The organism is Pseudoalteromonas aurantia 208 (assembly GCF_014858725.1).
Lineage (GTDB): Bacteria > Pseudomonadota > Gammaproteobacteria > Enterobacterales > Alteromonadaceae > Pseudoalteromonas > Pseudoalteromonas aurantia.
On record NZ_AQGV01000009.1, the window covers coordinates 226437 to 247937 of the forward strand.

At 42.9% G+C, this 21501-nt stretch carries 18 protein-coding genes; 8 read left to right on the plus strand and 10 right to left on the minus strand.

Features of this window, described 5'->3' with window-relative positions:
• Positions 1–554 precede the first annotated feature (554 nt).
• The 6 genes from hisI (at position 555) to PAUR_RS23875 (ending at position 5959) form a co-directional block, all read left to right on the plus strand.
• Complete coding sequence (gene hisI, locus PAUR_RS00985) at positions 555–983, plus strand: phosphoribosyl-AMP cyclohydrolase (protein WP_192505977.1); 429 nt, start codon at positions 555–557, stop codon at positions 981–983.
• Positions 983–2311 carry a dihydroorotase gene (locus tag PAUR_RS00990; RefSeq protein WP_192505978.1) on the plus strand — a complete coding sequence of 443 codons (1329 nt, stop codon included), beginning with the start codon at positions 983–985 and terminating at the stop codon, positions 2309–2311. The genes hisI and PAUR_RS00990 overlap by 1 nt, the downstream gene beginning before the upstream one ends.
• A complete protein-coding gene (gene folE2 / locus PAUR_RS00995) occupies positions 2298–3209 on the plus strand; it encodes a GTP cyclohydrolase FolE2 (RefSeq protein ID WP_192505979.1) in 912 nt (303 codons plus the stop codon). Before PAUR_RS00990 ends, folE2 begins: the two co-directional genes overlap by 14 nt.
• A 12-nt stretch (positions 3210–3221) precedes the next feature.
• Positions 3222–3590 (plus strand): SgcJ/EcaC family oxidoreductase, encoded by a 369-nt coding sequence (locus PAUR_RS01000; RefSeq protein WP_192505980.1) that lies wholly within the window; start codon positions 3222–3224, stop codon positions 3588–3590.
• A 123-nt stretch (positions 3591–3713) separates the two neighbouring features.
• Positions 3714–4730 carry a tetratricopeptide repeat protein gene (locus PAUR_RS01005; RefSeq protein WP_192505981.1) on the plus strand — a complete coding sequence of 339 codons (1017 nt, stop codon included), beginning with the start codon at positions 3714–3716 and terminating at the stop codon, positions 4728–4730.
• Between the two features lie 62 nt (positions 4731–4792).
• Positions 4793–5959 (plus strand): GGDEF domain-containing protein, encoded by a 1167-nt coding sequence (locus PAUR_RS23875; RefSeq protein WP_192505982.1) that lies wholly within the window; start codon positions 4793–4795, stop codon positions 5957–5959.
• 25 nt (positions 5960–5984) lie between these two features.
• Here PAUR_RS23875 and PAUR_RS01015 read toward each other — a convergent pair whose 3' ends face one another.
• Together PAUR_RS01015 and panP are read right to left on the minus strand one after the other, a co-directional pair.
• Positions 5985–7025 carry a sensor domain-containing diguanylate cyclase gene (locus tag PAUR_RS01015; protein ID WP_192505983.1) on the minus strand — a complete coding sequence of 347 codons (1041 nt, stop codon included), beginning with the start codon at positions 7023–7025 and terminating at the stop codon, positions 5985–5987.
• A gap of 201 nt (positions 7026–7226) precedes the next feature.
• The gene (panP, locus tag PAUR_RS01020; RefSeq protein ID WP_192505984.1) at positions 7227–8852 is read right to left on the minus strand and encodes a pyridoxal-dependent aspartate 1-decarboxylase PanP; all 1626 of its coding nucleotides are present in this window, start codon (positions 8850–8852) and stop codon (positions 7227–7229) included.
• 499 nt (positions 8853–9351) lie between these two features.
• Between panP and PAUR_RS01025 the strand changes: the two genes are divergently transcribed.
• The gene (locus PAUR_RS01025) at positions 9352–11217 is read left to right on the plus strand and encodes an EAL domain-containing protein (RefSeq protein ID WP_192505985.1); all 1866 of its coding nucleotides are present in this window, start codon (positions 9352–9354) and stop codon (positions 11215–11217) included.
• On the opposite strand, the gene trmB is transcribed toward PAUR_RS01025, so the two are convergent.
• From trmB to rph, 7 genes are all read right to left on the minus strand, one after another.
• Positions 11214–11879 (minus strand): tRNA (guanine(46)-N(7))-methyltransferase TrmB, encoded by a 666-nt coding sequence (trmB, locus tag PAUR_RS01030; protein WP_192505986.1) that lies wholly within the window; start codon positions 11877–11879, stop codon positions 11214–11216. The genes PAUR_RS01025 and trmB overlap by 4 nt on opposite strands.
• Positions 11879–12646, minus strand: coding sequence for an ABC transporter permease (locus PAUR_RS01035; protein WP_192506074.1), 768 nt, complete (start codon positions 12644–12646; stop codon positions 11879–11881). The genes trmB and PAUR_RS01035 overlap by 1 nt, the downstream gene beginning before the upstream one ends.
• 2 nt (positions 12647–12648) lie before the next feature.
• Positions 12649–13569 carry an ABC transporter ATP-binding protein gene (locus tag PAUR_RS01040; protein WP_192506075.1) on the minus strand — a complete coding sequence of 307 codons (921 nt, stop codon included), beginning with the start codon at positions 13567–13569 and terminating at the stop codon, positions 12649–12651.
• A gap of 1 nt (position 13570) precedes the next feature.
• Positions 13571–14194: a flavin prenyltransferase UbiX gene (locus PAUR_RS01045; protein WP_192505987.1), complete on the minus strand. Its 624-nt coding sequence runs from the start codon at positions 14192–14194 to the stop codon at positions 13571–13573.
• 28 nt (positions 14195–14222) lie between these two features.
• Positions 14223–15605, minus strand: a complete 1383-nt coding sequence (gene mpl, locus PAUR_RS01050) for a UDP-N-acetylmuramate:L-alanyl-gamma-D-glutamyl-meso-diaminopimelate ligase (RefSeq protein WP_192505988.1) — start codon at positions 15603–15605, stop codon at positions 14223–14225.
• A gap of 378 nt (positions 15606–15983) precedes the next feature.
• The gene (gene pyrE, locus PAUR_RS01055) at positions 15984–16628 is read right to left on the minus strand and encodes an orotate phosphoribosyltransferase (protein WP_192505989.1); all 645 of its coding nucleotides are present in this window, start codon (positions 16626–16628) and stop codon (positions 15984–15986) included.
• A 49-nt stretch (positions 16629–16677) separates the two neighbouring features.
• Positions 16678–17391 (minus strand): ribonuclease PH, encoded by a 714-nt coding sequence (gene rph / locus PAUR_RS01060; protein ID WP_010363685.1) that lies wholly within the window; start codon positions 17389–17391, stop codon positions 16678–16680.
• A gap of 169 nt (positions 17392–17560) precedes the next feature.
• Here rph and PAUR_RS01065 point away from each other — a divergent pair, with 169 nt between their 5' ends.
• The gene (locus PAUR_RS01065; protein WP_192505990.1) at positions 17561–18421 is read left to right on the plus strand and encodes a YicC/YloC family endoribonuclease; all 861 of its coding nucleotides are present in this window, start codon (positions 17561–17563) and stop codon (positions 18419–18421) included.
• 139 nt (positions 18422–18560) lie between these two features.
• Here the strand turns inward: PAUR_RS01065 and PAUR_RS01070 are convergent, their stop codons facing one another.
• Positions 18561–21473: an immunoglobulin-like domain-containing protein gene (locus PAUR_RS01070; protein WP_192505991.1), complete on the minus strand. Its 2913-nt coding sequence runs from the start codon at positions 21471–21473 to the stop codon at positions 18561–18563.
• Positions 21474–21501: the final 28 nt, after the last annotated feature.

Below are 21501 nucleotides of genomic sequence, written 5' to 3' on the forward strand. Positions count from 1 at the left end.
AAAATAGTTCCTATTCCAAAACCCTTATCCAAACCTGAGGTTAACCATGTATGTTCAAATAATGAACAATGACAATTTAGCACTGTATATTTTATACCGCAACATCCCGCCCCATGAAAATGCAATGTGCTCTGTGTGAATACGAAGCCCATGCCAGAAAGCTCATACCCTGAAGCGTTACTCCACTAGATGCATGAGTTAAAAAGTAAGAACTCAGCCCTGATGTAAGTAACACCTTAAGCGCGCTATACCGCCCTATGTCGTAAATAGTATGTGCCCACTTTTTACTTTAACTTTCAAACTTTAAATGATATGTTATAACATAATTAAACTATACTATATATAAATATAAAGAGATGGCACTCTGAACGTGCTTTGCACCTTTCAGGAGATTCTTCGCTTTTCACTTTAAGAAAGTACATAGCACTGATAAAAAAATAATTACCAGTAAATGGGCCATGGTCGTGTACCACTAAACACGCTTATTTATCTGAAGGTAAATAACGATATATGCACAAGTATTGGCAGCTAACTTTGTGACATGAGGAAAAGCAATGCAGCATACGTACTTTCAATCCATTGAATATCATCCCAAAGAACAGCCTATTCCCCTTGATGAAGTACTCGCTCAACTGGCTTTTAATCAAGATGGGCTTATTCCGGTAATTACCCAAGACACTGAAACTAAGCAAGTACTCATGATGGCATGGATGAATATCGACGCGCTCAAGCGTACTTTAAACACCGGTCGAGTTACGTATTGGTCCCGCAGTCGGCAAAACTTTTGGGTCAAAGGTGAAACCAGCGGTCATGTGCAATTACTCGTTAATTTGTCATTTGACTGCGATGGCGATGCCGTGCTGTGTGAAGTACACCAAACAGGTGCCGCTTGCCACACCGGTCGTCGACATTGTTTTTATCTAAAGGTCGAAGAAGACCATGTCCGAGTTACTGGCGAATATCAAAAAGTAGAGGAAGTTTAATGTTAATTAAAAACGCAAAGCTCGTCAATGAAGGGCAAATAGTCAGTAGCGATGTGCGTATTGTCGGCGAGCATATCGAGAAAATCGCCTTTTCAATTACGCCAGAGGCCAACGAGCCTGTATTAGATGCGAAAGGCAAATATCTCTTACCAGGTATGATTGATGACCAAGTACACTTTCGTGAACCAGGTTTAACACACAAAGGGACTATCGCAAGTGAATCTCGGGCAGCAGCAGCGGGCGGTATAACCAGCTTTATGGAGATGCCCAATGTTAACCCAGCTACTACCAGCATTGAGGCACTTGAAGCTAAGTTTGATATCGCAGCGCGCAGCAGTATCGGGAACTATTCATTTTATCTGGGGGCTACCGAGCATAATTTAGAACAAATAAAGCGTTTAAACCCGAGCAAACACTGCGGCGTAAAAGTCTTTATGGGCGCGTCAACGGGTAACTTGTTAGTAGAGAATACCAGCGCATTAGAAGGGATTTTTCGTGAAGCCCCGACCTTAATCGTCACGCACTGTGAAAGCGGCCCCGTGATAGCAAACAATCAAGCACAGCTTGATAAACTACACAGAGACATTGTCATTCAAGATCATCCCGTTATTCGTGATGACGAAGCCTGTTATGCCTCTTCATCCTACGCAGTTAATCTTGCAAAACAGTTTGATAGCCAATTACATGTATTGCACATTACAACAGCAAAAGAGCTGAGCTTATTTACACCCGGTGCGATTCACACTAAAAAAATTACAGCTGAAGCATGTGTACATCACTTATGGTTTTCAGAACTCGACTATGCACGCCTTGGCAATCAAATAAAATGTAACCCAGCAATAAAAAAAGAATCAGACCGACAAGCACTTCTTAGTGCGGTACAAGATGGTCGTATCGATATCATCGCAACCGACCACGCACCACATACGTGGGAAGAAAAGCAAGTACCTTATCCCAGCGCCCCTGCCGGATTGCCATTAGTGCAACATGCCTTATTAACCTTGCTGGACCAAGTTCAGCGCCAAACAATGACTCTTGAGCAGGTGGTAGAAAAAACCGCACACAACCCCGCTATTCGCTACAACATCAAAGAGCGAGGCTATATTCGCGAAGGCTACTATGCGGACTTGGTGTTAGTCGATACGACTCAACAATATCATGTCACATCAGAAAACATCCTCTATCACTGCGATTGGTCTCCCTATATGGCACACCAATTTAGCGCCAGTATTGTCAGCACTTGGGTGAATGGTCAGCTGGTATTTAATGGCAAAGAAATTATAGAGCAACCGCTTAGCGCACGGAGATTAACCTTTGAAAAACAATAATTCACTCCCTGATATACAAAGCCAGCATACCCACCATAAAAACCTGCCGTTACAATGGGTGGGTATGGAAAATATCGCTGTGCCACTGAACTTAACGTTGGCGCAAGGTAGCCAGCGTTCAAGTGCCCACGGCCATATCTTTGTCAATTTAGTGAACTCTCAGGCCAAAGGCATTCATATGTCTCGGCTATATCGATTACTCAATCAGCTCAGTGCTGAAGAATGTGATCAAGCCAATATCAATACCTTACTTCGGCTTGCTGTTGCATCGCAAGCGGGTATTAGTGACAGCGCCAAATTACAACTAGACTTTGACATCATTATCGAAAAATCAGCCTTGCTGAGTCAAGAAACTGGGCTGCAACGTTATCCAATCAGTTTAATCGCCACGAATGAACAAGGTCGCATTCATTATGAGCTGAAACTCACGATACCTTATTCCAGCACCTGCCCTTGTTCGGCATCGTTATCGCGCCAACTGAGTGCCCAAGCCATTGATAAGCAATTTACCCAATCACACATTGATAAAGCTCAGCTGTTAAAGTGGCTGCAATCAGAGCACGGTTCCATTGCAACACCTCATAGTCAACGCTCTTACGCATATCTGCATTTACATTTAGAGCACAACAGTCAAGCGCAATGGAACCCATTAGATAAATTCATTTTTCAATTTGAAGAAGTCATAGGCACTCCAGTACAAACCGCTGTCAAACGTCAAGATGAACAAGAGTTCGCTAGGCTCAATGCCAAAAATTTGATGTTTTGTGAAGATGCTGCTCGGCGCTTAAAAGCAAACTTAGAAAGCATGGACTTTGTCAAAGACTACCAATTTAAAGTAGAGCATCAAGAAAGCTTACATGCGCACAACGCCGTCGCTTATGAACAAAAATACTATTAAATAGGAAGCAATATGGCCTCAGAACTGGTCCTTACCTTATTTGAACAATGGAACCAAGCCTTACAAAGCGGCGACCCAAAACGCGTTACTGAGTTATACGCTCACGACGCGGTTTTACTACCCACCATTTCTGATCTGGTGCGCCACAACCCACAAGAGTTTGAAGATTACTTCATTCTATTTTTAAAGAATGAGCCCAAAGCTCATTTAGTGGAAAGTAATGTTCGTACTTATACCAACATTGCCATTCATTCAGGAATTTACCATATTCAGTTAAACCAGAACCGACAAGTACAAGCACGGTTTACTTTTGTATATCAAAAAATTAAGACACAATGGCTTATTGTAGAGCACCACTCTTCACAAATGCCTGAACAATAAGATAAATACGCCGACCATCCCCCTTCAGGAATAGGCTCTTCTCTTATTCCTGCCCCCTAATTGGTGTGTCATCCCAAGCTAACCTATACTTGAATAACGCTGTTTAATACTGGGTACATTTCATTGTACAAAACCTTTATTCTTTTCACCCTTTTCGTCTGTGAGTTATGTGCCGCTGCACCGAGTGACCAAAAAGCTGAGAATGAATATTTGCTGCAACAAGCAAAATACTTTCTGTCGTCAGACCCAACACAAACGCTACATATACTGGACACTAACCTTGATCTTGCCCAATTGACCCCGCAGCAACAAATTCTTTGGCATATGGTCAACACGCGAGCATCCACTAACACCAATCAACTGACACGTGCGGGTGCATCAATAGAATACTTGCTTTCACACCCTACACGCCCTTTCTTTTTACAAAAGCGCGTCGCTATTTTGAGAATGGTGGGAATTTGGCTGCGAAAGTCTTCGTATTTTAAAGAGGCCGAACTCACTTTTCATTGTGCACTCAAGCAACCTTCATCTTCTGTTCAGAGAATCGGGTTAACAATCAGTTCCGCCATTATTGCGCGTCGGCAAGAGCACTATCGCAGAGCTAAAACACTCTATTTAGAGGCATTGGATATTGCTAAAAAGTTAGACAAAAAAAGCGCTGTAGCAACAATCACCAATAATTTGGGGGTGCTTGCGTTAGATAACGGCAACCTCGAGCAGGCTAACGCCTATTTTAGACTTGCATTGGCCGGACATCAGCTACAAGGAAAAAAACCGGGACATATCAATTCTGGCATCAATTTACTCTTTGTTTTCTTACTGCAAAAACAATTTGTAAACTATCAACGCCTGTATGAACCTATCGCGCAGCTCGTTAATGAACTACCCGATAAACCGAAAAGAATTTACTTATTTTGGGTAAATAGCACTTATAAATTTGAGCAAGGTGAAAAAATCAACCAAGCTACTAAAGAGCAACTCATTTCACAGTTTTACCAACTAGAAAGTCGAGGCCTCAAAGCATTAATAAAACAACACTTAGCGTCACGGTTAAATTTAAGTGTGACTTTACCGGCTAAGGTGCCCAACAAAGTATTCACTGCACCTTGGTTTGACACAGTCAAATCATGCACTTGGTAGAGAGTAAGTAAAGCAACTGAAAATAAGATACAGATAAAAATAATCACAAGGTGACTAAAAAAGTGGAGTTTCACGATATTACGTTGATGTTTGCATTAACGCTCGCCGCACTCATTGGTGCCGTTATGATCGCTGCCATTGGAAAAATGAGCGACTCAGCTCTGGGAGCCAGAATGTGGGCGCTGGGTTATAGCTGTTTAGCGATTGCCTACGCAATTAATGTTTTTGTTTCATCTGAGTGGAACCCCATTAGGGGTTTTACTTATAACACCATGTTGATTGCTGGTCACACTTGGTTACTGGCGGGCACTTGGCAATTTATGAATAAACCTTTACTCCCTCGTACTATTTCCCTGCTATTTATAACCATTTTTGCATCCACCGTTGTGTTTACCTTTGTCATGCCGATACGCGATGTGCGCCTCGTAACCATTGGTATCTGGCTGATCGTAGTACGAACAAGCTTTGCGTATTGCTTATGGCGCTATGCTAACAATAATCGCTACGAAAAAACCATTTCGCGCGTGGCAGCATCGCTTGTGCTCATTGAAGTCATTGCCACCATCATTTATACCACCAATGGCGCGCTTGGTGAGCTGCCTCTTATCGGTAAACAAACAGGTACCGTGGCTGTTATTACTTGGTTAGGTGCCTTAGTTGGCATTATGGTCGGAGCGCCGATTTTAATGCTGCTCAGTACCAGCCGCTTTATCGCTGAATTAGACAAAGCTGCTCATCACGACCCTCTCACAGGCCTATACAATCGACGTGGTTTTTACTACGCAATAAAGCCGCTGCTTACCATTGGCGCACGCCAGCACAGCAACATACATGTTTTTATGCTTGATATTGATAATTTCAAACTGTTAAACGACTCACACGGCCACCTCGTTGGTGATACAGTTTTAGAGCTGGCTGGCAAAACACTGTCAGACATCATTCGCGAAAGTGATGCGGTTGCCAGATGGGGAGGAGAAGAGTTTTGTGTACTGACTTATGCCATGCATACGCATCATGCTTTAGAAGTCGCCGAGCGTATTCGTCAGGTCTTCACTGAAAAATGTACGCAGCACCCAGCATTCATGCATGAAAGCGTCACACTCAGTATCGGTATTGCGATTAATCAAAAGAATAATGAACGCTTTGATGCGATTCAAGCACGAGCAGACAAAGCACTTTATACTGCCAAAGAAACCGGCAAAGACAAAACTATTCTCTACAATGAGTAATGTGCCTTAACGCAATAAAATGACTTTAGCCTCTTACAACGCGGTTTCGCCCTTCAGCTTTGGCTTGGTAAACCGCGTGATCGGCCTGTTTTAGAGATTGACTAAAAGGCAGTTGTAAATTGACTTGCGTCACCCCACAACTGACGGAAATCATGATTTTTTCAGGACCATAACGAATTTGCTCCTGTGATAAAGCGATACGTAAACGCTCAGCAACATGATACGCATTATCTGCATTGGTGTGAGGTAAAATAGCAATAAACTCTTCACCACCGAGCCGACATAAGCAGTCTTCGGTTCTGAGTACTTGTTTACAACACGACGCGAAAGCCTGTAATACAATGTCACCCACCTCATGCCCGTAGGTGTCATTAATTGCTTTGAAATGGTCAATATCAACCATCACCATACTTAATGGCAACTCCGCTCGCGTATGGCGGCTAATTTCTCTATCAGCATAATCCATCAAGTAGCGGCGATTTTTTAGTCCCGTCAGCGCATCTTGAAATGCCAAGTCTGTCAGTTGTTGTTGTAACGCCCACAGCTCACTCACCAATATCCTACGGCTACAACAATCCGCAATTATTTCCGCATAAGACACTTCGGCCATTTGCCACTGCCGAGGCCCTCCATCGCCTTCACAGCAAACAATGCCATGGGGCACACCATTTTTAAAAATAACGGTATCCAACATGGTTGTTATGCCATTAGGGCGTAAATACTCATAGGTGAATTCAGCGGTACGAGCGTCTGTTTCAGCGTCATGGGCGGCAATAGATTCACCTGTCATTAACGCATCAAAATAAGCAGGGTAACGCTCATAACTCAATTTTGCATAATCTGTTTGATCCGCATTACTTGACCAATCAGTATTGGCAACATTGAGTAAAAAGCAAGGTTGAGTATGATCGTCAAACAGCCAAACAGAGACCCTGCTAACCGCAAGTGTTGTTCGTCCTTCGTCAATAATATCCTGTAAAAATGCTTGATAACTACCTGAAACGTCAACTTCTTGAGAACATACACGTCTCAAACGTTGCGTTACTTCACTTAAATCATTGAGCATAAGACACCAAAGCCACTAAGAATACACACAACAAACACTTTTTATACCTCTACTAAGCATACGCAATAATTCAAGAAAGTAGGAACTATTTTATTCATGGAAGGTATATTTACGTATTATTATGTGCTTTTCGGGGGGTTAAGCACAATCTAACCATCCGCTGGTTTGGCTTAGATTAGATTGTGAGAAAATACCTAAATACTACAGGTACTTTGCCAAGTACTTTTTAAAGATGGGATCTGTTTGCGCCAAAGTTTTTTGTTCGGCTAAAATCTCTTTCAAAATTGTTTTAGACGTTAACGGATTTGCCAACACCACTCTGAAAACCACCGTCGGTTGATTGTCATATTGTGGTGGTGTCAACCGAGTACGTGAAACAAATGAACGACCCGTTTCACGCTGACGCTTTTGCATACTCGCAGTAAAGCGGTTTAACGCTGCATATATTTCAATGCGCTCAGCTTCATTCGCTTGTGCAATGGTGCGCTTTATTTGGCTGGGCACATACCGATACGTTAATAAGCACAACTCAGGTTCAGAAATAAGCTCAAAGTCCGGATCACTTTTTATCAACTCGGCAAAGTAACCTGCTTTATCTATCCCTTTATCAATGAGCATTTCATAGCCTTTGCGGCCAATCACACGCATACAAGCATGCACCAGCATCGCCATACCTGGGCGGCTTCCTTCCAATGTATGGCTGCCTAAATCTTTTGAGCCTTTACGTAGAATATATTCAGCATGGTGTTCTATCACATCGGCGGCTTCAGGGTCTTTAAATAACACCAACCCCGCCCCCATTGGCACATACATTTGTTTATGGGCATCAATGGTAATTGAATCAGCGCGTTCAATACCAGTGAGTAAATGACGGTTATTGTCTGACAACAAGGTCGCTCCGCCCCAAGCGGCATCGACATGAAAATAGCACCCCAGTTCCGTACTGAGATCTGCCATCTCATTCAACGGATCAATATTGCCAGTCTCCGTTGTGCCTGCCACACCCACTAAGGCTAATACCTTAATGCCTTTAGCTTGCAGTTCCAACGCTTTTTCACGCATTTTTTCGACGTCAACTTTGTTGTTATCTCGGGTTGGAATGCCAATAAAATTATCTCGCCCTAACCCCAAAATGTCAGCGGCTTTACCCAATGAGTAATGGCCACGCTCTGACACCAACACTGCTAACCCTTTATAACCGTAATGCAGCATGCCTGCTAACACACCTTGTGCGGCAATGCCTTTAAACTCGCCATCGGCTTTGAGCAAACGATTTCGTGCAATCCACAGCGCGGTAATGTTGGCAATGGTGCCACCAGAGCAAAACGCGCCCAATGATGTTTTCGCGCTGTGCATCCATTTATCGTAAAAACTCGCCTCGTTACCATAGGCTAAATGATGCATCATGCCTAAAACTTGGCGCTCTAATGGGGTGAATGCTTTAGACGTTTCGATTTTTACGAGGTTTTGATTTAAACCTACCATCAATTTCGACAGTGGAAGCACAAAATGAGGAAGCGCTGAGGTCATATGCCCGATAAAGCTCGGTGCGGCAGTGTGCACTGAATGGGCAACCAACTGCTCCATAATGTCCTGCGCATAGTCAGACACAAACATAGGCTCTTCAGGGATCACAGCATCCTGAAAGTCCTTTTCTATTTCATGTAAAGGCTTCTCAATGGCCGCGATGTTCTCATTTAAGAACCCGGCTAAATTATTAGAGATTTCTAACTCTATCTTACTCAGAGTCGAATCTGGCGCTTCTGGCACCGTAAAAATACGCATCAAACTTTCTTCAGAAGCGACAGCACAACGCTTTGGACCCATCTTGCTACCTAATTACCCCTACAGATCTATTGCGTTTACCACAATGCCCGTAAGTTTGTTATGACGAAATGGCTAACTTTACTTCAAGTTGCTAGGTTTGTCTCGCTTTGAACGCTGAAAAGTCGCGAAATACCTTAATGATTAGTGGCATTATCATTTAAATATAACGACACTTTATTGAAATTTACATGTATATTTAAGTTTATAAATAACCTCAGGTTTGGATAAGGGTTTTGGAATAGAAAATGTTTTGTAAACAAACTTACGTACAATCCAATGATGATATTTTGTTCAATATCAAGGCGCTTTTATGCAGTAATAGCGGGCTATTACAAATGAAAGCAACGCCGAGAGGGAGAAAAATAGCTTTATTGGGCAAATTCGCTTATCCAGAGCTGAGGTTAAATAGTAAAAATAACATCAATATGTGCTATCAATCCTTTGCATTGCTTTAGCTTCTAAGTTTAAAATTAAGGGACAGGATTAAAAAGGGAATTATATGCTCAGAAGGACCTCTCTCGTTGTTTGGCTATTTATTGGGTTCTCTACCTTTATTGCAAGCCTTGCGGCTTATGTTGGGTATACCTACCATACAACACGCCAAGCCATTATGGATGATATTGATACGCGCCTATTATATGCGGCTAAAAGCGCACAACTTATTGTCGGTAATGATTTCCATAACCAATTAGAAAACATTGAGCAATATCAATTTCAGTCACTCAGTGCCAAGTTAACCGAACTTAGCGAAGCGCTCGGTGTTGAATATGTCTACACCATGATCTACGACTCGCCATATGTGCGCTTTACATCGTCCAGCTTCACCAAAGAAGATTTAGAAAATGGGCGTGTCACCCAATTCTTAGACCCTTATTTAGAAGCCACCGTTATTAATAAAGGGGCATTTCGCTCAACAGAACCTGTTTTTGAAGTCTCTGAAGACCAGTGGGGCTACTTTAAAACCATTTTAGTGCCGTTTGTGAGCGCAGACGGCACAATTTACTTAGCCGGTGCAGATATCACCATTGACAACGTGCAACGTCAATTAAGGTCAAGCGTGGCAAAGGCAACGCTCACCGCCAGTTTCTTTTTCTTTATTTCTTTGCTCGTCGCTGGGCTCTACTTGTTGCTTTATCGTAAAGCCATGACCTCCGATACCCGAACGGGCTTTGCTAATCGCATCGCTTTAGAGCGTGATTTGGCTAAAAACCAAAACCAGCACCTGAGTCTAGCGATTGTGTGGGTGAGTGAGTTAGAAGATATTATTAGCTTTTATGGGGCGAGTATTGGCGACCAAGTCATTCAACGGGTCATGCGCCATTTTAGCGAGTTTACTTATCCTTATCCGGTATACCGTCTTGCCACCTCTAAATTAGTGATCATGTGCGACACCGATAAAGGAGAGCATTACCTGAATAATTTGATCAGAGAGTTTCCAAGCTCGCATCCTGTCATAAATAGCCCACACCTATATATTCAATTGTGTGCAGGTATCGCCTCAGGTAATAAAGCTTTATTGCTAGACAACGCCTATGTGGCATGTCGCCAAGCCAAACAACAAAATAAAACCGTCTGTATGTACACCACCAACAACCAAGAGGCGAAACAGCAACAAGCGAGTCATCTGGCAATGGCTAATACCTTACAAAATGCCTTTGAACACAACCGTATTGTCGCTTACTTTACACCGCGATTTGACGTACAAAAAAATCAAATTACGCAACACATTTGTACAGCACGTGTTATCAACGAGCAAGGTGCAATTCTCAATGCCGATATGTATCAAAAAGTTGTAACACGCTCGCGCATGGAAGGCAAAATGACCCACAACATTTTGACGCAATGTGTCACTCGCTTCAGAAAAACCAATACAGCATGGAGCTTAAAGCTCAGCTATCAAGATGCAAGTGACCCACAACTGATTGACTTTATTAATCAAGAATTAAGGCGTTACCCGCAACCTGCACTGGTGACCTTTGAATTTGATGAGCAGGCGGTGCTCAATAACTTCAATTCAATGGCAACCTGTATTAATGGCCTCAAAAGTAAAGGGGTGAAAATTTTAATCAATGCGGTAAGCAGTGGCTTATTAACCGTCAGCCGAGTTATGAAACTCAATATCGATGCCATCAAACTCGATGAGAGTATTTCGGCACATATGCACAGAGATGATCAAGTGTTTGAGTTTATTTCTCACTTGGCCAAGCTATGTAGTGACCGAGATATAAGATTGATTGTGGGGGCCGTGCAAGATGAAACACAGTTTCAGCGTTTTATTGATGCGGGTGTGAGTATGATGCAGGGTCGCTATATTGGCAAAGCGACCCCTCACATCAAAACAGACTCACGTAATCTAACTCACTAAAGGTTTATGACTAATCGCGTGCTCGACTGACCACTCATCCAGTATTTTCGTTCAAAGGGGGTAATGGCTTGGTCACTACTATAGGGTTCGACAGCAGTCGGATGCCCTGATAATTGTAAAGCACGCGCAAACTCTTTAACGTAAATATCCCAATTACTGCGTACTTCGAGTCTACCACCCAGTTTAACAATAAAAGGAAATACCCCAGCACCATGCCAACGACGGCCAATGTGCTTTGCTTTTGGCCATGGGTTTGGGTAAAGCAAGTAATGATGGGTTGGCTGCCAATTGGCCGCCACAGCCAAACGCCAAAAATCATTCAAGTCGGCTCGCACCAAAATATACTGTCCTGACTCCGTTTGCTTATATTCAACATCATGTTTGTCTAACCGATGTGCCGACTTATCGATGCCAATAATTAATGCATCTGGATGCAGTTTCGCCAAATTAGCGGTACTTTCTCCGACGCCACAACATGAGTCTAAAACAATACCGCCAGTAAAAGCCTGAACACGCTCATTAACTTCATCAAACGCTTTTTGAGTATGTGCCGCAATGGGCTTTTTAAACTCAGCCGTTAGGTGTTTATTTACAATCTCATCTAGCTTTTCATGTAAGCTAGGCTGGTTTGAGACAATACTTCTCGAATTTGCTTCTGTCATCAGTGACGTAGTCCTACTCCTCGGCGAATTAATGTAAGCGCCAAGATAAATAACCCAGTAATAAGTGCCAATAATACCGTAAATGCCACATAAATGTTGACATCTGATACCCCTAAAAAGCCAAATCTAAACGCATTAACCATATAAATAATGGGATTCGCTTGTGAAACGCCTTGCCAAAACTCCGGTAACAGCGTGATCGAATAAAACACCCCACCTAAATACGTTAAAGGTGTCAGAATGAAAGTAGGAATAATACTAATGTCGTCAAAACTGTTAGCAAATACCGCATTAATTAACCCACCGAGGGCAAACACCGCAGACGTCAGTACTACCGTCGCAACAATCACGCCAATATTATGTATTTGAATATCCACAAAAAAGAGTGATACCAAAGTCACAATGAAGCCCACCAGTATGCCTCGTGCCATACCACCGCCCATATAACCCAGTACAATTATGTAGTTTGGCACGGGCGCAACCAACAGCTCTTCAATGCTTTTTTGAAATTTCGTCGAATAGAAGCTCGACGCAACATTCGAATAAGAGTTGGTGATCACCGACATCATAATTAAGCCTGGAACAATAAATTCCATATAACTAAAGCCCCCCATTTCACCAATGCGAGAGCCAATTAAGCTGCCAAAAATAACAAAATAGAGCGTCATTGTGATGGCTGGTGGCACCAATGTTTGCACCCAAATACGCAAAAATCGAATACACTCTTTAATCCAAATACTTTTTAATGCTACCCCGTAGCGAGTAATGCTCATGACGCGCGCCCTTGCTCTAATAACCCAACAAATAACTCTTCTAATCGGTTTGCTTTATTACGCATACTTAATACCGTGTTGCCTTGTGCACTGAGCTGCGCAAACACCTCATTAAGGCTTTGTGATTTTCTAACTTCCACCTCCAGCGTGTGCTCGTCAGTTAAGTTAAATGCATACCCGTCAATGTCTACTGGCTGTACTGGCATTTTTAAATCCAGCACAAAGGTTTCTTTGTCTAACTTCGCCAGCAGTGCCTTAATGGTGGTGTTCTCGACAATCACCCCTTGATCAATAATGGCAATGTTTTTACACAGCAGTTCCGCTTCTTCAAGGTAGTGCGTGGTCAAAATAATGGTCACTCCTTGCTCGTTTATTTCACGTAAGAAGGTCCACATAGAACGGCGTAATTCAATATCAACCCCCGCGGTGGGCTCATCTAAAATAAGTAACTTTGGCTCATGCATCAAAGCGCGGGCGATCATTAAGCGACGCTTCATGCCACCCGATAACGTACGTGCCTGTTTGTCTTTTTTCTCCAGTAGCCCCAATTGTGCTAAATATTTATCAGCACGTTTATGGGCTTCTTGCCTTGGCACACCATAGTAACCAGCTTGATTGACCAAAATCTGGCTTAAGGTTTCAAATTGGCTAAAGTTAAACTCCTGAGGTACTAACCCCAGCTCAGCCTTTGCATCTTCAAGGGCGGTATCAATAGAATGCCCAAACACCTGAACATCACCGGCGGTTTTATTCACCAATGAAGCAATTACCCCGATGGTGGTTGATTTACCCGCGCCATTTGGCCCGAGCAAGGCAAAAAAGTCTCCTTGCTCTACCTGTAGGTCGATGCCTTTTACCGCTTCAACGCCATTTTTATAGACTTTTTTCAAGCCTTTTATATCTAATGCAACCGTCATGTTATTTTTGTTCTCCATAACCCCACCGCTTGGTCAGGGTATGCTCTATATTGAGGTGATCTAAAATGCGTGCCACCATAAAATCAACCAAATCATTAATGGTCTCTGGCTGATGATAAAAACCGGGCGCCGCAGGCATAATTGTGACGCCTAACTGGCTCAGCTTCAGCATGTTTTCTAAGTGAATTGAGCTAAATGGTGTTTCTCTAGGTACTAAAATGAGCTGCCCACGTTCTTTAATCACCACATCGGCAGCACGCTCTAATAAATTGTCGGAGGCGCCCATGGCAATGGCTGAAACAGCTCCAGCACTACACGGGCACACCACCATCTTTTTAGGCGCTGCAGAACCCGAGGCAACTGGGCTAAACCAATTGTCTTTGCCAAACACCTTAATTTGTTCAGGTTGGGCATTAAACATGGCCGTTAGTTGCTCTGTGGCTTTTTGCTCATTACCTGAGAGTTTTACATTTGACTCAGTATCAAGCACAACGCGTGCAGCACTGGAAATAAGTACAAACACTTGGTAATTCATGGCCACTAATACATCTAGTAATCGCAACCCATAAGGCGCACCTGATGCACCACTAAACGCCAGCGTAATCGCAGGTTTAAAACTATTCACGACATTGACCCTTATTAATTAAACCGCACTATTGTGACAAGACACGCGTTGTTTTGAGCGCGCTAAGTAATTTTTGATGTAACCCACCAAAGCCACCATTACTCATAATTAAAATATGTTGCCCTGCTTGGGCATGCGCACACACTTGCTGAATGATTTCATCAATACTCGAAAAGCACTGACGCCCCGCTTTGCTGGCTTCTTCTCGCAGCGACCACCCCAAATTATCAGGCTCAAACAAATAGGCTTCATCGGCTTCACTCAGCGATGCCAATAAAGTGTATTGATGCACCCCCATTGTCATGGTGTTTGAACGCGGTTCTAAAATGGCTACCACGGGGGCGTTACCCACTTTGGCTTTTAACCCTGCCAGCGTGGTTTTAATCGCGGTTGGATGATGCGCAAAATCGTCATACACACTGATGCCATTCACTTCCCCTAGCAACTCCATACGGCGTTTTGGTGAAATAAACTCACTTAACGCGTCAATCGTTACGCCAACAGGAATGCCCACATGGCGCGCCGCAGCAATGGCCATCATGGCATTTTTTACGTTATGCTCACCAATTGCTTGCCATACAACCTGCCCCTCAACTTGGCCGTTTAAGCACACTTCAAACTGTGAGCCATCTGCTTCGAGCAAGTTATACGACCAATCACCGTTTAAAGTTTCCTGCTCACTCCAAAACCCTCGCTTTACCACTTCAACCAGTGCGCTATCGTCCGCAGGGTAAATGGCTTTACCTTGGGCGGGTAACGTTCTTAACAAATGGTGAAACTGAGTTTGAATGGCGTTTAAGTCAGCAAAAATATCTGCATGATCAAACTCTAAATTGTTCATGATCAGCGTGCGGGGCAAGTAATGCACAAATTTGCTGCGCTTATCAAAAAAGGCGGTATCGTATTCATCGGCTTCAATCACGAAGAACGGTGTATCACTGACCCGTGCCGACACCCCAAAGTTTTGCACTATACCACCGATTAAAAAACCGGGGCGCAAACCCGCGTACTCCAATACCCACGCCAACATGCTGGCGGTGGTGGTTTTACCATGGGTCCCTGCAACGGCTAATACCCAACTGTCTTGCAGCAAATGGTGCTTTAACCATTCTGGGCCTGAGGTATACGGAATGTTTTTTTCAAGCACGTGCTCAACACAAGGGTTACCTCGGCTCATGGCGTTGCCAATTACTACCACATCGGGGGCGGGGTTTAACTGTGCAACGTCGTATCCTTGGGTGAGTTCAATGCCAAGTGCTTCAAGCTGTGTACTCATAGGTGGATACACATTTTGATCAGAACCTGTTACTTTATAACCAAGCGATTGCGCAATGGCGGCAATGCCCCCCATAAACGTGCCACAAATGCCCAAAATATGAATATGCTTGTTATTATTTAGCGTTGAGACCATGAAAATGTGTGCCTTATGTAAAGATTTACGCTGCCCTGTTCAGCAAGGTGCTTACTATGCCAAATTTCTGGTCAACAAACCATAAACCTAACTGCAAAACAGCTGTGCAAAAACGGCAAGAATAGCTGACTCTGGCTGAATTCGTGATGAGTACCGGTATTTATTGCTGTGTGTATTGCGATTTCTCTGAGCGCTTTTTATAAATAGTTGCTATAAATGCTTTCTATAAACGCTTTCGCCCACCACCGTCTTCAACAATTTATTATGATAAAACACCATAAAAAAATGCCAGTCAGAGACTGGCATTTTTCGGTGTAAACTTTTAATTTGCGTGTTTAACTTACGCATATCAATTCACGCTTTTTACGCAAACAGCGGTTATGCTACGCCGTATTGATCTCGATATGCTTTTACCGCATCAAGGTGTTCACCCATGCTACCTTGCTCTTCAAGATACACAATTAAGTCAGCCAACTTGACGATTGATACTACCTGAGTACCAAAGTCACGCTCAACTTCTTGAATCGCTGATAACTCAGCTTTGCCTTTTTCTTGACGGTCAAGCGCAATTAACACCCCTGATAAGTCAGCACCCGCTGCGGCAATGATTTCCATTGACTCACGGATAGCCGTGCCTGCGGTGATCACATCATCAACCAGCATAATGCGCCCTTCCAAAGGCGACCCCACTAATGAACCGCCTTCACCATGTTGCTTCTTCTCCTTACGGTTAAAGCAATACGGTACGTCTTTGTCATAGTGATCAGACAATGCCACCGCCGTGGTGGTTGCTATTGGAATGCCTTTATATGCAGGGCCAAACAGTAAGTCATATTCAATACCCGCATCTTCAAGCGCGGCGGCATAAAAGCGACCTAAGCGTGCCAAATCACGACCGGTATTAAATAACCCTGCATTAAAAAAATACGGGCTAGTACGGCCTGATTTCAGGGTGAACTCACCAAACTTAAGCACCTGCTTTTCAAGGGCAAATTCAATAAACTCTTTTTGATATGCTTTCATATTCTTACCTACTTAACTGATACCTAAACTAAACTTGAACAACAACCGATTATGCTAATGCTTTCTTTTGCAGGTCGATAATTTCGCGAATTGAATGCTTAGCCAGCCCTAATAGCTCATCTAGTTCTTCAAACGAGAAAGGTTCACCTTCAGCTGTACCTTGCACTTCAATCAGCTTGCCGGTTTCGGTCATGATCACGTTCATGTCGGTTTCAGCTTCTGAGTCTTCTAGGTATTCTAAATCTGAGATTGCTTGACCGTTGTAAACACCAACAGAAATCGCTGCAATCATAAATTTAAGTGGGTTATTGTTGATCATGCCTTTCGCACGCATGTGCGTCAGTGCATCAACCAACGCAACACATGCACCACTGATTGATGCAGTACGTGTACCGCCATCCGCTTGCAATACATCACAGTCGATAGTAATGGTATTTTCACCTAGGGCTTTTAAGTCAACCGCAGCGCGCAATGCACGTGCGATTAAACGTTGAATTTCCATAGTACGACCGCCTTGCTTACCACGGGCCGCTTCACGGTTGTTACGAGTATGCGTAGAACGTGGCAACATACCATATTCAGCGGTGATCCAACCTTTGCCCTGACCTTTCATAAAGCGCGGTACACCGGCTTCAACGGTTGCAGTACAAAGTACTTTTGTATTACCAAACTCAACTAATACAGCACCTTCAGCGTGTATTGTGTAGTTACGTGTAAATGTTACCGGTCTGATCTGGTTTGCTGTTCTTTCACTTGGACGCATCCACGTTCCCCTAATATTCAAAATTTCAGTCATTATAATGGGTCAGCCTTTACGATGCCATGTAGAAATCGACAAAACAACGACATTGAGTGAAAATTGCTTGCTGCGTTGATTTTTTATTAAGCTATAATACCTGCTGGAAATTTTGTTAATAGATTAGGAACTTTACATGATCCATAGTATGACCGCCTACGCACGCCGAGAAGTTAAAGGTGATTGGGGCACAGGAGTTTGGGAAATCCGCTCAGTAAATCAGCGTTACCTAGAAACCTTTATCCGCGCACCTGAACAATTTCGCGGTATGGAGCCGGTAATACGCGAGCGCCTACGTAAACACTTACAGCGCGGTAAAGTTGAAGTGTATTTAAAGTTTACTGCCAACCCAGCACACGTGGGTGAGCTATCAATTAATGAAACCTTAGCTGAGCAGCTCATTAATAGTGCAAAATGGGTGCAACAGCAAAGCCAAGGCGACATCAATCCAGTAGATATTCTGCGCTGGCCAGGTGTCATGGAAGCACAAGAAGTTGACCTAGATACCGTGAATAAAGCCCTACTTGCAGGCTTTAACGAACTCATTGAAGAGTTTAAAGCCGCACGTGGCAGCGAAGGCGATAACCTTGAAACCATGATCACCACCCGCCTAGACGGAATTTTAGAGCAAGTGGCTATTGTAGAAACGCACATGCCAGAAATCGCCACGTGGCAACGTGAAAAACTCAATGCCAAGTTAGAAGACTTAAAAGCCGACATCGACGAAAACCGCCTTGAGCAAGAGCTGATTTACTTAGCTCAAAAGCAAGATGTGGCCGAAGAACTCGACCGCTTAAAGTCACATGTGAAAGAAACCCACAAAATCATCAAAAAAGGCGGCGCATGCGGCCGTCGTTTAGACTTCATGATGCAAGAGTTTAACCGTGAGTCAAACACCCTTGCCTCAAAATCAATTAACACCGACATCACCAGCGCAGCGGTTGAATTGAAAGTATTGATTGAACAAATGCGTGAGCAGATCCAGAATATTGAGTAAGATCGATATCTATCGACTTTACAGCACTGGATAAACGGTGCTGTACATGAAATACATTGGTATGTCAAAAAGATAAAGCCAGATTCTTGTATCTGGCTTTATCTTAATAATCCTAAATTGTCACTTGCAAGCTAACTTGTCAATCTCGAATTGAACATTTATCACCTATACACGTAACCCAGTTATCTAAACGAAGCCACGTAAGGTGGCCATTATTAGTTAAATCGATATAATTAATTTTATTTCCGGCTAAGTTTAGCGTTTCTAAATTAACATTATGACTCAGATCAATACTGGTAAATCGATTACCAGAAACACGTAAATGTTTCAGATGCACATTCTGACTAACGTCAAGGCGGGTAAGAATATTTGAATAGCTGGTGCCTGCCATGTACAGCGTTTCAAGCTTAATATTATGCTTCAAATCTATATCAGTGAACTTATTAAAGTCGAGCTTAAGTACTTCAAGATTAACAAGCTTACTTAAATCTATAGACGTCAATAAATTTTTCTCTAAAGAGGAACCACCGGCAAAATCAGAGCTTAAGTCTAATTTTTTCATGCCTACTAAGTGCTCAATTCCCTTGGCAGAAGAGACCCTTTTACTCATACAGCTCACTTCAACTACCTCAGATGCATTCACAAGCCCTGCGCTATGAAGGCAATTCAAAAAATAGCTGTCTTCAATAATTGAACTCAGTGCAATATCTTGTACAGTCACAGTCCGAATGGTTGAGCCTGTGTTTCCCGCGGAATCTGTCGCTGTATAGTGCACCGTATACACCCCAACGACATTTGGATTAACATTATTTGTCGTCTTAACTGAAATAATGCCATCTTTGATATCTGTTGCTACAGCGCCCTCATCTTGATAAACAGAACCGTAATTAATACTGACTGAGCTACTGCCCAATAGTGTGATAAAAGGCGGCGTATCGTTCACTTTTGCTATCGTGCATTTACTGCCGCTACAAGCGACTCTATCGTCATAGCTGAAGTCTGTAAGAGCGTCGTTATTATTCACATCCACACTTGTTAATAAGTTACCACTTAAATGAAGGGTTTCAAGGTTGGCATTATTGCTAACATCAATTGTCGTCAGTTGATTACCTACAACATTAAGCTTTTTCAGGTTTGTATTGCTGTGTACATCAAGCTCTATTAGCAGGTTGTTATATAAAGACAACCCCTCCAACGCCTGATTAGCATTAAGCTCAACGGCGGTGAGTTGATTATTTTCCACATTAAGCTGTTTCAGATTTGTATTATTACGTATGTCAATCTCTGTGAGTTGATTCTGATGTAAAGACAACGCTTGCAACGCCGTATTGGCATGCAGCTCAATGCTCGTTAATTGGTTGTCTCCTACATTAAGCTGTTTTAGATTAATATTATTGCGCACATCAATCTCTTTAAGTTGATTCTGATGTAAAGACAACGCTTGCAACTCAGCATGACCACTCACATCAATCTCTGTGAGTTGATTTTTATATAAAGACACACTCTCAAGTTTAGTATTACGGCTTACACCAATCGCTGTAAATTGATTATCACTTAAATCAAGAGATAACAAATCAACATTGTTATCTAACTCTATATTGGTCAACTGATTACTACTTGATAGTAATACTTCAAGCTTGCGATTATGGCTCACATCAAGACCGGTAAGCTGATTAAAACCGACAGACACATATTCTAACTTTATGTTTCCACTCACATCTAACTGAGTAAGTTGGTTATTTCCCAAATCAAGCCATTCAAGATTGCTGTTTTGACTTAAATCAATACTCGATATGGCATTAGGTGTGGCTACTTGCTTTGCGTGCAAAGGCGCTGTACTCGTATTTAGTGCACTGCCTAATTCTAATCTTCTGAGTCCCTTTAAAAACTCAATGCCTTTTGCCGAGTGTATTTGCTTGTCGTTACACTGGATCTCAATCACCTCAGATGCACTGGTTAAGCCGTCACCGAGCAAACAATTGAGTAAATTTTGATCCTCTATAATGCGCGTTAAAGCAATGTCTTTGACTGTCACCATTCTTGATGCGAATGCCTTATTTCCTGAGGTATCCACAGCAGTATACTCAACAATATATGCACCTATTTCCATTGTATTAACTGGGTTAGTCACCGACGAACTCACTGCGTCGCCTTCAAGGGTGACACCTGCATCTTGATAAACCGAGCCATATTCAATGACTACTTCACTCTCACCTTTCAATGTAATAGTGGGGGGAATGGTATCTGCGACAATCACCTCTCTCGTCGCTGTAGCGATATTTCCCGAATTATCAGTTGCTGTATACGCTGCTGTATATTTGCCAACTTTCGCTACATCTATGGTGCTTGTCATAACCACGGCTAGGTTGCCATCTACCGTGTCCAACGCGGTTGCACCTGGATCCTGATATACAACGCCTCGTTCAATCGTAATTGAATTGTCACCTAACAAGGTTATAGCAGGTGCGGTGGTATCTTTAACCAATACCTTTCTTGAAGCTGTCGCCTTGTTCCCAGAGTTGTCAGTCGCCGTGTACTCAACGGTATATTCACCCACTTTAGCCACTGTGACGTTATCTGTTATGGCCACAGTGATATTACTATCTACAATATCCAACGTCGACACGCCTGCATCATTGTATTCTCCACCCGCTTCCACTATAACAGGATTCCCCCCTAGAATGGTTATCTCTGGTGCCGTGGTATCTTCAACTATCACCACCCTTGATACAGTCGCTTTGTTCCCCGAATTATCTGAAGCAGAATATTCAACGGTATACTCACCAACTTTACTTGCATTAACATTATTTGATACGGTCACTGCAAGGTTACCATCAACAGCATCCTGAGCCGTTACACCTGCATCGCTATATTCACTGCCGCCTTCAATGATGACAGGATTATCACCTAACATAGTAATAACGGGAGATGTGGTATCTTTTTGAATATGATTGTTATTACCGTTGTCGGATCCGTTGTTCCCCCCTCCTCCACAGCCAGCGAGCACACTCACTAGAAACAATGATAAAATCAAGTTGAATTGGTTTTGCATGGACATTCTCATATGTATAAATTTTGGT

Coding starts and splice junctions, on each gene's coding strand:
- PAUR_RS01025 (WP_192505985.1), top strand. CDS start 9,352: ATGCTCAGAAGGACCTCTCTCGTTGTTTGGCTATTTATTGGGTTCTCT.
- rph (WP_010363685.1), bottom strand. CDS start 17,391: ATGCGTCCAAGTGAAAGAACAGCAAACCAGATCAGACCGGTAACATTT.
- PAUR_RS00990 (WP_192505978.1), top strand. CDS start 983: ATGTTAATTAAAAACGCAAAGCTCGTCAATGAAGGGCAAATAGTCAGT.
- mpl (WP_192505988.1), bottom strand. CDS start 15,605: ATGGTCTCAACGCTAAATAATAACAAGCATATTCATATTTTGGGCATT.
- pyrE (WP_192505989.1), bottom strand. CDS start 16,628: ATGAAAGCATATCAAAAAGAGTTTATTGAATTTGCCCTTGAAAAGCAG.
- hisI (WP_192505977.1), top strand. CDS start 555: ATGCAGCATACGTACTTTCAATCCATTGAATATCATCCCAAAGAACAG.
- trmB (WP_192505986.1), bottom strand. CDS start 11,879: ATGACAGAAGCAAATTCGAGAAGTATTGTCTCAAACCAGCCTAGCTTA.
- PAUR_RS01040 (WP_192506075.1), bottom strand. CDS start 13,569: ATGACGGTTGCATTAGATATAAAAGGCTTGAAAAAAGTCTATAAAAAT.
- PAUR_RS01000 (WP_192505980.1), top strand. CDS start 3,222: ATGGCCTCAGAACTGGTCCTTACCTTATTTGAACAATGGAACCAAGCC.
- panP (WP_192505984.1), bottom strand. CDS start 8,852: ATGGGTCCAAAGCGTTGTGCTGTCGCTTCTGAAGAAAGTTTGATGCGT.
- PAUR_RS01070 (WP_192505991.1), bottom strand. CDS start 21,473: ATGCAAAACCAATTCAACTTGATTTTATCATTGTTTCTAGTGAGTGTG.
- PAUR_RS01065 (WP_192505990.1), top strand. CDS start 17,561: ATGATCCATAGTATGACCGCCTACGCACGCCGAGAAGTTAAAGGTGAT.
- PAUR_RS01015 (WP_192505983.1), bottom strand. CDS start 7,025: ATGCTCAATGATTTAAGTGAAGTAACGCAACGTTTGAGACGTGTATGT.